This window comes from Halomonas sp. MS1, assembly GCF_024182575.1.
Classification (GTDB): Bacteria; Pseudomonadota; Gammaproteobacteria; order Pseudomonadales; family Halomonadaceae; genus Vreelandella.
In genome coordinates, this window is record NZ_CP098926.1 from 2,423,394 (window position 1) to 2,436,457 (window position 13,064).

At 53.9% G+C, this 13,064-nt stretch carries 8 protein-coding genes; 6 read left to right on the forward strand and 2 right to left on the reverse strand.

Going from position 1 to position 13,064, the window contains the following annotated elements:
- Positions 1 to 19: 19 nt before the first annotated feature.
- The 4 genes from smc to NF683_RS11075 all read left to right on the forward strand — a co-directional run bounded on the left by smc (position 20) and on the right by NF683_RS11075 (position 8,724).
- Complete coding sequence (smc, locus tag NF683_RS11060) at positions 20 to 3,511, forward strand: chromosome segregation protein SMC (protein WP_253920013.1); 3,492 nt, start codon at positions 20 to 22, stop codon at positions 3,509 to 3,511.
- A gap of 888 nt (positions 3,512 to 4,399) precedes the next feature.
- Positions 4,400 to 6,304: a cell division protein ZipA gene (gene zipA / locus NF683_RS11065; protein WP_089039050.1), complete on the forward strand. Its 1,905-nt coding sequence runs from the start codon at positions 4,400 to 4,402 to the stop codon at positions 6,302 to 6,304.
- A gap of 87 nt (positions 6,305 to 6,391) precedes the next feature.
- Positions 6,392 to 8,455, forward strand: coding sequence for an NAD-dependent DNA ligase LigA (ligA, locus tag NF683_RS11070; RefSeq protein ID WP_089039049.1), 2,064 nt, complete (start codon positions 6,392 to 6,394; stop codon positions 8,453 to 8,455).
- Positions 8,452 to 8,724: a YheU family protein gene (locus tag NF683_RS11075; RefSeq protein ID WP_089039048.1), complete on the forward strand. Its 273-nt coding sequence runs from the start codon at positions 8,452 to 8,454 to the stop codon at positions 8,722 to 8,724. The genes ligA and NF683_RS11075 overlap by 4 nt, the downstream gene beginning before the upstream one ends.
- Here NF683_RS11075 and mnmC read toward each other — a convergent pair.
- Together mnmC and NF683_RS11085 are read right to left on the reverse strand one after the other, a co-directional pair.
- On the reverse strand, positions 8,718 to 10,730 hold the full coding sequence (gene mnmC, locus NF683_RS11080; RefSeq protein ID WP_253920014.1) for a bifunctional tRNA (5-methylaminomethyl-2-thiouridine)(34)-methyltransferase MnmD/FAD-dependent 5-carboxymethylaminomethyl-2-thiouridine(34) oxidoreductase MnmC: 2,013 nt from the start codon (positions 10,728 to 10,730) through the stop codon (positions 8,718 to 8,720). The two genes, NF683_RS11075 and mnmC, sit on opposite strands and share 7 nt — an antisense overlap.
- 171 nt (positions 10,731 to 10,901) lie before the next feature.
- Complete coding sequence (locus tag NF683_RS11085) at positions 10,902 to 11,201, reverse strand: YciI family protein (protein WP_038481742.1); 300 nt, start codon at positions 11,199 to 11,201, stop codon at positions 10,902 to 10,904.
- Positions 11,202 to 11,365: 164 nt separating this feature from the next.
- On the opposite strand from NF683_RS11085, the gene NF683_RS11090 reads away from it, so the two are divergent.
- Positions 11,366 to 12,310, forward strand: a complete 945-nt coding sequence (locus NF683_RS11090; RefSeq protein ID WP_193061496.1) for a PHP domain-containing protein — start codon at positions 11,366 to 11,368, stop codon at positions 12,308 to 12,310.
- A gap of 63 nt (positions 12,311 to 12,373) precedes the next feature.
- The gene (locus tag NF683_RS11095; RefSeq protein WP_089039045.1) at positions 12,374 to 12,997 is read left to right on the forward strand and encodes an L-threonylcarbamoyladenylate synthase; all 624 of its coding nucleotides are present in this window, start codon (positions 12,374 to 12,376) and stop codon (positions 12,995 to 12,997) included.
- Positions 12,998 to 13,064 lie beyond the last annotated feature (67 nt).

Here is a 13,064-nt window from a genome sequence, read left to right on the forward strand (position 1 = left end):
ACCGCAGCTAAGGGTCGCAATGCGCTTAACCTCTATTCGTCTTGTTGGGTTCAAGTCTTTTGTTGATGCAGTAACGGTGCCCTTCGATGGCAATATGACCGCCATCGTTGGGCCAAACGGTTGTGGCAAATCTAATATCATCGATGCGGTGCGCTGGGTAATGGGGGAATCCTCAGCTAAAACCCTGCGCGGTGAATCGATGGCCGATGTTATCTTCAACGGCTCCACCGGTCGTAAGCCGATCAGCCAAGCCTCTATCGAGCTCAAGTTCGATAACCGCGATGGTGGCATGGGGGGCGTTTACGCGCAGTACTCAGAAATTGCGGTAAAGCGCTTAGTCACCCGCGACGGCCAATCCAATTACTTCTTTAATGGTCAAAAGTGTCGTCGGCGAGATATCGCTGATCTGTTCATGGGCACTGGTTTAGGCCCGCGTTCTTACGCCATTATCGGCCAGGGGATGATTTCACGGCTAATCGAAGCACGCCCCGATGACCTGCGTGCCACGCTGGAAGAGGCTGCGGGGATTTCAAAATATAAAGAGCGCCGCCGGGAAACCGAAAACCGTATGCGCCGCACCCAGGAGAATTTGGAACGCCTGGATGATATCCGTGAAGAATTGGACAAACAGCTCGAACGCCTTAAGCGTCAGGCAGAAGCAGCCAAGCGCTACCAAGAGTTAAAGCAGCAGGAGTACCGGCTAAAAGGTGAGCTGGCGTTAGTGCGCGGACGCGCATTGCGCAATGAGCAATCTCACCAAGAAAGCCGAGTGCGCGAGCTGGAAATTGCGGTTGAGAAAGACGTATTTGGCGTACGTCAGTGTGAAACGCGCCTGGAACAAGCGCGCGAACAGCACGATGAACTTGCCGATGTGCTAGAGCGCCACCAGCAACAGTTCTTTGAAACCACCACCCGGATTGCCCGCCTGGAGCAGGACCAAGCGCACCGCCGCAGCCGTGAAGCTCAATTGGCGAGCGATATAGCAACGGCGCGCCGCGACCTTGATGAACAGCGCCGAGTCAGCGAAGGCGATCAAGAGCGACTTGTCGCGATAGAAGCTCGTTTAGAGGACTTGCTTCCAGAGCATGAAGCCCTTGAAGAGCAGCTAGAAACACTTGAACAAACCTTAGCGGATGCGACTCCTGCTCTTGAAACTGCCGAACAGCAGTGGGCCGATGCAGAAAATCACTGGCGCGATGCCAGCCGGGAAGCGGACCGTAGCCAAGACCAATTACGCGATTTAGAGCAGCGTATTGCGCGCATGCAGGCGGAGAACCAGCGCCGCCGTCAGCAGCGTGGCGAACTTGCCGATGTTACTGAGCTGCGCAATGAACACGCTGAATGCCAAGCCCAGCGGGAAGAGGCTGAACAGCGTGCTGAAGCCTTTCAAACCGAACGTGACCATTGGCAGCAGCGCTATAGCGATGCCAAAGCCGCTTATCAGCAGGCCACCCAGGCGCGTGATCAGCAGCGTGCTGAACTAAGTCAACATCAAGGCGAACTCGCGTCATTGAAGGCGTTAATTGATGCCGCCTTGGCTGATCACGACCCAGATCTTAGCGATGCATTAGCGGCTCACGGCTTAGCCGATGCGCCACGGCTTGGTGAAGCGATTAGTGTTGCATCTGGCTGGGAGCGAGTGATTTCCTGGCTGCTTGCGCCGTGGTTAAACGCCCGTTTAGTGTCAGCGAACCAGCTAAACGCGCTACCTAATGCCCTAGCCACTGATTGGTGCTTAATCGACCAGGCTGAGCGGCCAGCGACATCCGCGCAGCGCTTGGATTCTCTGGTGTCTGGGGCAGGTGCGTTAGGCGAATGGTTAGCGAGTATTCACTTCGCAGAAACGAACGAAGATGCTGAGACGCTACTAGGTAATTTGGCGCCTGGAGAGAGTGTTGTCAGCCGAGAAGGCGTATGGCGTGGACGCGGCTGGTTGCATCAACAGGCCAATGGTGAAGGTGTTGATGCACTGTTGGTGACACGCCGTCGGTTTGACGAATTAGACGCCCGTCTTACACAGGATGAAGACGCGTTAGCGTTGCTGGATGAGCAGTGCGAAGCCGCTAGCGAAGCCATTGAAGTGCTAGAGCAAACCCGTGAGCAGCAGGCTGAGCAAGAGCGTGCCCACGCCGCTTCGCTTCAGCAGCTTGCGGTGAAAGAGCAGCGACTAGCTCAACGCCTGGAACATTTAGAGAGCCGCGCCACTGAGTTGGATGATGAACTCGCCCAACTACAAGAGGATGAGGCGGAGTTAACGCTCACTTTAGAAGAGCAGCGTGCTCGCTGGCATGCAGCGATGGAGCAGTTAGAAGCTGCTGCCGAAGCCCGTGAAACCAGCGCTGAACATCGCAGTCGCCAGCGTGAGCAGCGTGACCAGTTAAATCAACAACATGCTCCCATGAAGGCGCGTCAGCAGGCATTGGCGCTAGAGCGAGAGCGGTTGAATGCTGAGCGGAATAGCCTGCAAGCCCAGCAAAGTCGTAGTAGCGATAGTGAAGAGCGCCTTTCGCTGCGTATTGCTGAGTTAGAAGAGTCTCGGGAAATGCTGGTAGAGCCAGACGAACTGGCTGCTGAAGAATTAGAGGAGTTGCTACACCAGCGCGAGCAGCAGGAGCGGCGCCTTAATGATACTCGTCAGCAGGCTCAGGCATTGGCAGAGCAGCTGCGCAACGACGAGCTGGCTCGCCAGCAGCACGAGCGCAACTTGGAACAAAGTCGTGAGCAGTTACAACAGCGCCGTATGGATGTACAAGCACTGGCGCTGAAAGCGGCAACCCAAGATGAGCAATTAGCAGAACTAGGCCATGATCCCGATGCTTTAGCAGAGCACTTGCCTAGCGACGCCAGTGAAACTGCTTGGCAGGAGCGGTTGGAAAACACCACAGATAAGATTCGTCGTTTAGGTGCCATTAACCTTGCCGCGATCGAAGAGTACGATCAGCAAGCCGAGCGGCGTAACTATTTGGAAGCTCAGCATGCTGAGCTTACCGAAGCATTAGAAACGTTAGAGCGTGCGATTAAACGCATCGATCAGGAAACTCGCGTTCGCTTTCGAGAAACATTTGACCAGGTTAATACGGGTCTACAAACGCTATTTCCACGGGTTTTCGGTGGGGGAGCTGCTTGGCTAACCCTCACCGGGGATGATTTGCTGGAAACCGGTGTGGCAATTATGGCGCGGCCGCCAGGTAAGAAAAACAGTACTATTCATCTACTGTCGGGGGGAGAAAAGGCGTTAACTGCACTGTCGTTGGTTTTCGCAATTTTCCAGTTGAACCCTGCGCCTTTCTGTATGTTGGACGAAGTCGACGCTCCGCTGGATGATGCCAACGTAGGCCGCTACGCCAAACTTGTTAAAGAAATGTCTGAAAGCGTTCAGTTTATCTATATCACCCATAACAAAATTGCTATGGAGGCTGCTGAGCGCTTGATGGGTGTAACCATGCAGGAGCCTGGTGTGTCTAGGCTTGTTTCGGTAGGGATTGATGAGGCTGCAGCACTGGTTGATTAAATGCTTTATCGGCAAATGCGGTGCCTTCAATGGTGGTGAACTAAACGAGTTTTCACCCATTAAAAGCCTCGGGAAATATGCAAAAATTGCGGTAGAGCAAGCCTATGACGGGTTGTGTGCTGAACCGATAGTGAGCCTTTCTGCTTTTGCTTAGCTATCCCAGATTAGCTTCATTAGTGGCTATTGATAGCGTTTCTTTCTTTATTTTTTTTGATTGTAAAATATCTTATTTATCAGCGATTTATGTTTATTCTCGGTTTCTGATTAACTGCTTTGATCATGGGCGCTGAGGACTGCTCCTGCTAAAGCGTATCGTGCAGTTAAGCATGTTCATCTATCTAAAATTGACAAATCTGAAATGTGAACTTTCATTACCTTTGTATAGCGTTAGTTAAGGGTTTAAAACATATATGCTATGATTTCATTAGCTATTAAATACTATTCGTTACGACGGAATTTTTGGTGAAGTAGGTTTGTAACAGATAGGTTTGTAGCAGAATAGCTTTTGATCGAACAGCAGTTGGCTGGGCAATTGAGCAGAAGAGCAGTGGCGTTTCGTTACGTAAGTTTGAATGTGGGCTTGTCATATTACGGTGTGAGAAGGCGAGCAAGGGAGCGAAATTCTCCCTGTAGAAAGCAGACGATGATGTGACGATGTGTCCTGTCGGGATAAATTAGCGCTAAAATGGCACTTTTCTTAGTTGATATAGTCAAAGATTTGGCCTAAAACACACCTTATGGGGGTGTTAAAGCGTGAAAATCTGCAAAAAGTGGCCCTTTTCGTAGCAACCGCGCTATGCTTGATGATAATTAGCTAATTTCGGATATGTTACGTCATTAAGGCATTGCGCCTTTGCAACCGGTATATTGACCCATGGAATGCTCGACATGGAATTAAGAGAGTGGTTAATCATTCTAGGACTGGCACTGGTTTCGCTCATCGTCGTTGACGGTGTGCGAAGGCTTCAGCGCCAACGCCGTGTGCCCCGCCTGGATCAAGCAGTCAAAGACTTGCCAGCCGCTAAATCCGAAGAATTTAATGATGAAGTCAAAGAGGCGGAAATAAACTGGGAACTGCCTAACGGTGGTGCGCGGGTCGTTAAGCCTGCTGACTACAGCAACCTTGGTCAAAAACCTAAGCTGGAACGCCAAGAGCACCCGGGGCCTTCCAAAGTACTGTCTGATTTTCGCCGTTCTTTTTCCAGCTCTGCCAGTTCGGCCAAGTCAAAAGCCAATGCGCACTTTTCGTGGTCTCGTAAAAATGAGCCTCGAAAACATGAACAGCCTTCTGCTGTCGGGCATCCCACGTCGACGAATCATACATCCGTTCAGCCAGATACTGCTTCAGCCGAGCACACGTTAGGCATGTCTGCAATTCCTGAACCCGAGCGCCGGGAGCCTAGCATATTTATGGCTGATGAGAATCCCAGCAATACTGTTAGCAATAAAACTCAGCACACAGACGCTACTCGCCAAACGACGAGTAGCAAGCCTGCCTCTACAGCTGAAGCCCATCGCCCTGATAGCCACGATCCACAGCCAGTATCTGAACCAACCGAGCATTACGAGAGCGTTAGCGGTCAGCAAGCTGATGTTGAGAAAGAACAGCCAACGGCGCAACACGAAGAAGCTGAAAATCTTGAAGCTAACAGTCGCCTAGAGGCGGTATCAGCTGGAACTGAAGAACAAGTTGCATCAACCGTAAAGGCTTCAACCGAGAAAGCGTCAGAAGAACCCAGTGCTGCAGCTGAGCCGACTGCAGAAGCAGAACCGACGCTAAGAGTTGAACCTGAAGATGCCGTACAACATGCAGCCGACACGCCCAAGCGACGTCAACTACGTGCAGATACTGCCGGTGAAGACAGAGAGCTAGACGACGATGAGGTTGATGAATACCGCTTGGTTGACTTCGAAGGCATTGGGCGTTCCTTTAAACGCCGTTTGATTGAGCGTCGTAAAGAGAAAGAGCGTAAGAAAGCAGAGAAGGCGAAACGTGCGGAAGCACTAGCCAAGCAAAAAGCAGAACGTAAAGCACTTGAAGCCGAGCGTAAAGCGCTTGAGGCGCAGCAGCGCCGTGAAGCAAAAGAGGCAGCCGACGCTGAAAAAGCGCGTATTGCTCAAGAGCAAGCCGAAGCGCGTGAGACCGCTGCCGCGGAGCGCGAGGCTGCGCAATACAATGAGCCGACGATTTCTGCGCACGACGAGAGTTATCACGATGTTGATGACTACGACGATTATGTGCCTGAAACGGGTCATCGGGATAATGTTGTTCGTACACACCCGACGTTAGAAAAAGCGTTACGCCACGATGTTAATAGCGAGCGGGCCAGAGATGCACTCACCGACGCTTCTGAAATGGTCGTGATCAGTGTGCTTTCGCGGGAACCTGAAGGTTTTGATGGCGGTAAATTGCTTGAGCTAATCATGGCCTGCGGTCTTCGCTACAGCCGTGAGATGGGCGTCTTTCACCGTTTTGAAACAGAAAGCTTCGATAGCGAACTGCAATTTTCAATGGTGAATGTACTTAAGCCTGGTACGTTCCCCATTGAAGAAATGGATGAGTTTGTGACCCCAGGTATTACGTTCCTGATGCCGCTGCCGGGCGCTGAAGATAGCTCAGCAGCGTTTGAAGCGATGGTCGAAACGGCAATGGTTGTCGTACGCCATATGGGCGGTGAGCTTAAAGATGAAAACCGTAGCGTAATGACGGCGCAAACCATTGAGTTTGCAAGGCAGCGCGTTCATGAGTTTGAACGTCGCCATCGCTTGCAGCGCCAACTGCAAGCGCGTTAAGCATCGCATTGCGTTAACACCCGCCTTCCCAAAGAAGGCGGGTGTTTTTGTTACTAAACACCTGTTTTTGTATGCCGGAACATCTGAATGAGTCAGCCTGAGAAACAACTTCTGGAAGAAATTAGCCAACTGCGTGCCGATTTGGATGACGCTAATTACCGCTATTACATCTTAGATGAACCTAAGCTGACCGACGCAGATTACGACCGCAAGCTGCAGCGGTTGAAGCAATTGGAGTCTGAGTACCCCGATTTAGTCTCACCGGATTCCCCTACCCAGCGCGTAGGGGCCGCGCCAGCGGAAGGGTTTCCTGAAGTTGCTCATGCGATTCCCATGCTCTCCTTGGATAACGCATTTAGCCGTGATGATATTGCTGCGTTTGCCGAGCGTGTCGCTGAGCGTTTGGAGTGTCAGGCGAGTAGCGTTGAGTTTAGCTGTGAGCCAAAGCTCGACGGAGCCGCGGTATCGTTAGTGTACGAGCAGGGCGTATTGGTTAGTGGCGCAACCCGTGGCGATGGCCGTACCGGCGAAGGCATTACATCGAATTTGCGCACCCTGCGGTCTGTTCCGTTAAAGCTAATGGGCGACAATATTCCTGCGTTATTAGAAGTACGCGGCGAAGTTATTATGCGCCATGCGGGCTTTGAAGCGCTGAATGATCGAGCGAGGGAGGAAGGCAGTAAGGTATTTGCTAACCCGCGTAATGCGGCGGCTGGCAGCCTGCGCCAGCTTGACCCGCGGGTTACCGCAACGCGCCCATTAGAGTTTCATGCTTATCAAGTTGCCCGGCTCGATATGACGAATCTTGGCGACGGTGAGCTTAGCAGTAGCCCAATGACAACTCATAGCCAGCAAATGGAAAGGCTTAAGGCATGGGGCTTTCGCTCCAGCACGGAGCTGCGGACTGTCAATGGCCCTGAGCTGGTGGCTGATTACTGCGAGCAGCTGGGTGAAAAGCGAGACCAGCTGGGTTACGACATCGATGGCGTCGTGATTAAAGTAAACGATCTGCGCCACCAGCGAGAGCTTGGCTTTGTAGCGCGGGCGCCACGCTGGGCGGTAGCATTTAAATTTCCTGCCCAAGAAGAAGTCACGACCCTTAACGATGTGGAGTTCCAGGTAGGCCGTACCGGCGCGATCACTCCGGTTGCTAGGTTAGAGCCGGTCACCGTTGCTGGTGTAACGGTATCAAATGCGACGCTGCATAACGCGGATGAGATCACCCGCTTAGGTGTGATGATTGGTGATACGGTGGCCATTCGTCGGGCAGGCGACGTGATTCCCCAAGTGGTACGCGTCGATATCGACAAGCGTCCTGCCCAGGCGCGCGTGATCACCTTTCCTGAGCACTGCCCGGTGTGTGGTTCGGATATTGAACGGCTGGAAGGCGAGGCGGTCGCTCGTTGCTCAGGCGGGCTTTATTGTGCCGCGCAGCGTAAAGAGGCGCTGAAGCATTTCGCTAGCCGTAAAGCGCTAGATGTCGATGGGCTGGGTGAGAAGCTGATTGAACAGTTGGTGGACTTGGACTGGGTGAAAACGCCAGCAGACTTATTTCATCTCACCGCTGAGCAGCTTCAGACGCTGCCACGCATGGGTGAAAAGTCCTCGACCAACTTGGTAAATGCCCTGGATAAGGCTAAGCACACCACGCTGGCACGTTTTATTTACGCCTTGGGTATTCGCGAAGTAGGCGAAGCCACAGCGGCAAATTTAGCCAGCTACTTCGGTACACTTCAGACCTTGCAAGAAGCTGATCAAACGGCGCTGGAAGCGGTGAATGATGTTGGTCCGATTGTCGCTGCCCATGTTCATACTTTTTTCCGTCAATCGCATAATCTGGCAACGCTGAAAGCACTGCTTGATGCGGGCATCACCTGGCAAGAGAGTGAAGTGACGCAAGGCCCGACGCCCTTAGAGGGACAGACCTGGGTACTCACCGGCACGATGGACAGCATGACCCGCGATGAAGGTAAGGCACGGCTGCAAGCGCTAGGCGCTAAAGTAGCGGGTAGTGTTTCCAAGAAAACCACCTGCTTGGTAGCGGGCGAGGCTGCAGGCAGCAAATTAACCAAAGCAGAGCAACTGGGCGTTGAAGTGATCGATGAAGCCACCTTTATCGAGCGTCTAGCTGCCTGGGAGCAGAGTGAATGAGCCGTTTTATTGAAGTGCCAGCACGCATGCTGCCGCCGGAAACGCTGGATGCTTTGCTTGAAGCATTTGTGACACGCCAAGGATACGATACCACCGATACCGGTGCAGGTATGAGCGGCTGGGTAGTCGAGCTTAAACAGCAGCTTGAGCGTCACGAGCTGATTATTGCTCACGATCTTGAGTTAGAAATGACTGAGGTGATGACGCTCGCCCAATGGCGTTCCTTTGGGCGAGAACTTGCCGATGATGAGGAAGAGGGCGATTACTGAGCGCGTACTAGCGCACTGATAATCCGTCGCCCAGGGTGTAAATGATCCACTAACGATAGCTCTAGCGGCATCGGCTCATCACACATTCGCGAGGCAATGATTTCGGCGCAGAGCGGAGCGCTGGAAAGGCCCCGAGAGCCGTGTGCGCTAGATATCCACAGCCCTGAATGGTGCTCTCCTTGGGTATCTGGCACGTTAGAAGCATCTTTTTGCAACACCGCGTAATCCTGCTGCCATGCGTCAGCATTGGGCACTGGCCCCGCGTAGGGGCTTTTGTCAGGGCTGGCTGCCCTTACCGCAGCACGACCTGCGAGCGTGTCGGGGCTTAGCGTTACGCCCGCCGTTTCAAGGGTGGCGACCCATTCAGGCAGTGTTTGGCGTAGTTCCTCAATATTGCGCTGATGGTCTGCTGCCGTAACGTCGCTCGTGGCGTTATTAGGCACAAAGCTGGCCCCGAACGTCAGCACGCCGTCCACTGGCGGCGACACATAGCCACCCGCGCATACCACACGTTGCGGGCCTTGAAAGCCCTCGGGTAGCTTCACTTCGCTCACTTGTCCGCGAACCTGCTGTAGCGGCAGCGCTGCGGTTTGTTCAAAGCGGTTAGCCAGAGACGCATTGGCTACTACAACGTGATCAGCGGTCAGCGTTTCGCCGCTGGCTAACATGATCTGCCAAGCTTTACCGTCGGGCTGAAGGGTTGTCACTTCCCCCTGGTGCAAGGTGATATTCGCGTGCTGTAGTAGCTGTTCGCAGAGCAGTTTGGGGCGCACCCAGCCTGCCTGGGGATAAAACAGTCCGTGACTCGCTGTGATGGGAACACCCGCCAGCTCGCCCAGCGTCTCGGTTTGAGCGGATACCACCGCTTCTGGCAGCGGATGGCGTGCCATAAAACGCTGCTGGCGAACAGCCTCCTTGTCGCTTAACGCCAGTTGTACCACGCCACATGGTTGCCATAGCGGCGCTTCCTGTGGTGTTGCTGAAGCCCACTGGCTAAGCCAGCGCTGGCTGTAGAGAAGGCCTGATAAATAAAACCGGCTCTGGTTATTCGTTTCCGCGGCTAGCTTTACATACAGCGCACCCTGACGATTACCGGAGCCACCGGCACCAGGGGTGTCGCGTTCAATGACCGTTACCTGAACCCCACGTTTGGCTAACGCTGCGGCCACGCTGCAACCGGCCATGCCTGCCCCAATGACCGCCACATGGTTAGCTGGCCTTGCCGCAGGCGGCGTGAACCATGGTGTTGACTGGCGGCGAGTGTCTTTGGGCGGTGTGTCGATATAGCCTGCTAACATTTCCCGCTTGCGCCCAAACCCAGGGACCTTTTGCCAGCTAAACCCCGCTGCTTTTAGCCCTCGTTTAACGACACCGGCACAGGTAAACGTGGCAAATGTTGCCCCAGGGCGAGAGCGTGCTGCCATGGCTTCGAATAGCTCAGGCTGCCACATTTCGGGGTTTTTAGCAGGAGCAAAGCCATCTAGGAACCATGCGTCGACTTGACCGTCGAGTCGGTTCAGTCGTTCGGTGGTGTCGCCAAAGTGCAGGTCGAGAGTCACTCGCTCGTTGAGATGCAGACGGTGAATGCCGCTGACGGCTTCAGGCCATTGGGCGCATAGCACTTGTGCATAGTGTGCCAATGAAGGCCAAGCGCTTAGCGCGCGCTCAAGAGATACTCGGTCAAGCGGAAATTTCTCGGTGGATAACAGATGAAGACGTGCAGTGCTCGGTGCGTGTTGTTCAAAACAGTCCCACGCGCACAGCATATTAAGCCCGGTGCCAAAGCCTGTTTCGCCAATCACAAAAGCGCGGCTGTGTCGCCAGTCCGCAAAGCGCTTAGGCAGGTGATTCGCCCCCAGGAAAACGTGCTCGGTTTCAGCCCGGCCATCTTCCCTGGAAAAATACACATCGTCGAAGGCCTCTGAATGGGGGGATGCCTCGTTCCAAGTGAGTAAAGGAGCCGTTAACGCCGCGAGCGGGGGCAGGGCAGTAGAGCGTTGAGTCACGCGGGTATCCCCGTACTGATGAAGTTTGTGTTAAAGATAGGTTAAAAATTGATCAACTTGTTGATAAGGGCATCAGCTCTAGCTTTGGGGAAAGCGTCCGCCGAGTTTTCACAGAGTTTTCCACAGGCTCTGTGAAAAAGAAGGCGGACTCTTCACACTCGCCTCTATCGGTCAAGGCATTACTTTTTTAAATGGCTTAACAATTACCTTGGCATAGACCCCAGCAATGATGTATGGGTCGGCGTCAGCCCAGGCTTGCGCGTCCTCAAGGCTGTCAAATTCGGCAACGACCAAGCTGCCGCTAAAGCCTGCATCGCCTGGGTTATCGGTATCAATAGCGGGGTGGGGGCCAGCCAGAACCAAACGGCCTTCATCACGTAGCTTTTCCAGGCGACCAAGGTGATCCGGGCGTGCCGCTAGACGGCGCTCCAAGCTGTTGGATACATCTTCACTGATAATAGCGTAAAGCATGGGGATAACTCCTTGAATGCTAGGGCGGTTGTTCCGTACTGAATTGACCGCGCCCCTGTAAGCGCGCACCATGGTGAGCGACTGTATACCGTTAAGGGAAAACAGGGTGCCTGTTTTATTCACACCACCCTATTCTGACAAACTCGCCACACGGCGTCATGCTTATGCCCCTACTTCCTGCGAACTATCTTCCTGTAAACCTGCCCCGCGTGTTTGATGCCGACCAGCGTTATACGGTGGATTTACACATGCACTCTACCGCGTCAGATGGCGCGCTTACTCCTACTGAGTTGGTAAAGCTGTGCGCTGCACGTGGTCTTACCCACATGTCGCTGACAGACCATGACACCATGGAAGGTATTGAAGAAGCGGACATCGCGGCTCAGCAAGCTGGGCTTTGCCTGGTGCCTGGCTGTGAGTTATCCACGCGCTGGCAGGGAATTAATATCCACGTAGTGGCGCTTATGCCCGGCGGCTTGCAGGGGCCTCTGGTAGAAGGGCTTGCACTGCAGCGCGAAGCACGGATCAAACGTGCTGAAGTGATCGCCGAGCGGCTGGAAAAAATGGGCTTACCTGACGCGCTCGAAAAGGCACGTGCCCAGGCAGGCAGCGACCGCCCCTTAGGCAGGCCCGACTTTGCCCGCGCGCTGGTCGCTGAAGGAGTGGTTGATGACTGGGCCGGCGCGTTTAAGCGCTATTTAGGCAGTGGTAAAAAAGGCGATGTAAAAGCTCATTGGCCGGAAATCAGTGATGCAGTCGCCTGGGTAGTGGCCTCAGGCGGTGTGGCAGTGCTGGCGCACCCGCTGCGCTATGGGCTTACTCGGCGCAAGCGAGGTTTGCTGATGGATACCTTTCAAGCCGCCGGTGGGCAGAGCGTTGAGCTGGTGAGTGGTCAGCAGAATCCAGACAGCACTCGCGATCTCGCTCGGCAATTAGTGGAACGTGATTTATACGCCTCCATGGGCAGCGATTTTCATTTTCCTGGCAGCCACGCCGCCCCCGGCAGTATGAGCTTAATACCGCGCACTGCTGCGCCGCCGATTTGGCAGCATCCGCGCTTAGTTCATTTGCGCGATGCGCCCAGTGGTATGTTAGGTCCTGGGTCTTAAACCGCATATCGGCTAACCTAGAAACTAAATGGACAACGATATGCCCAAGGGCAGGAGCAAGCGATGAGTCAATATTTCCAGATTCACCCCGAAAACCCGCAGAAACGCTTGATTGATCAAGCGATAGATATTATCCGCAAAGGTGGTGTGGTCGCGTATCCGACGGATTCGGGCTATGCACTGGGTTGCCACTTGGGTGAAAAAAAAGCCATTGAGAAGATCAAATGGCTGCGCTCGTTAGACGATAAACACAATTTCACGCTGATGTGTTCGGATCTTTCCGAGATTGGCACTTACGCGAAAGTGGATAACGCAGTGTTTCGGCTGCTGAAGGCTCATACCCCTGGCCCATACACCTTTATTTTGGATGCCACCACAGAGGTGCCGCGCCTGTTGCTGCACCCGAAGCGCCGCTCCATTGGCGTGCGTGTGCCTGATCACCAAATTACCCACGCGCTGCTTGATGCGTTGGGTGAGCCGTTGATGAGCGTCACCTTGATTCCGGTAGGAGATACCCTGCCAATGAGCGATCCTGAGGAGATTCGCGACCGCTTCGGGTCACACCTTGATGCCATTATCGATGGCGGTGCTTGCCACCTTGACCCCACCAGTGTGATTGACCTACGCGAGCTGCCGCCCAAAATTGTGCGGGAAGGGCGCGGCGATATTACGCCGTTTACGAGTTAACACCGTTCTCTAGCCTGTATTGGCAACCTCCTGGTGACAAGTCACGAGGGGGTTGCTGTCGTCCGCC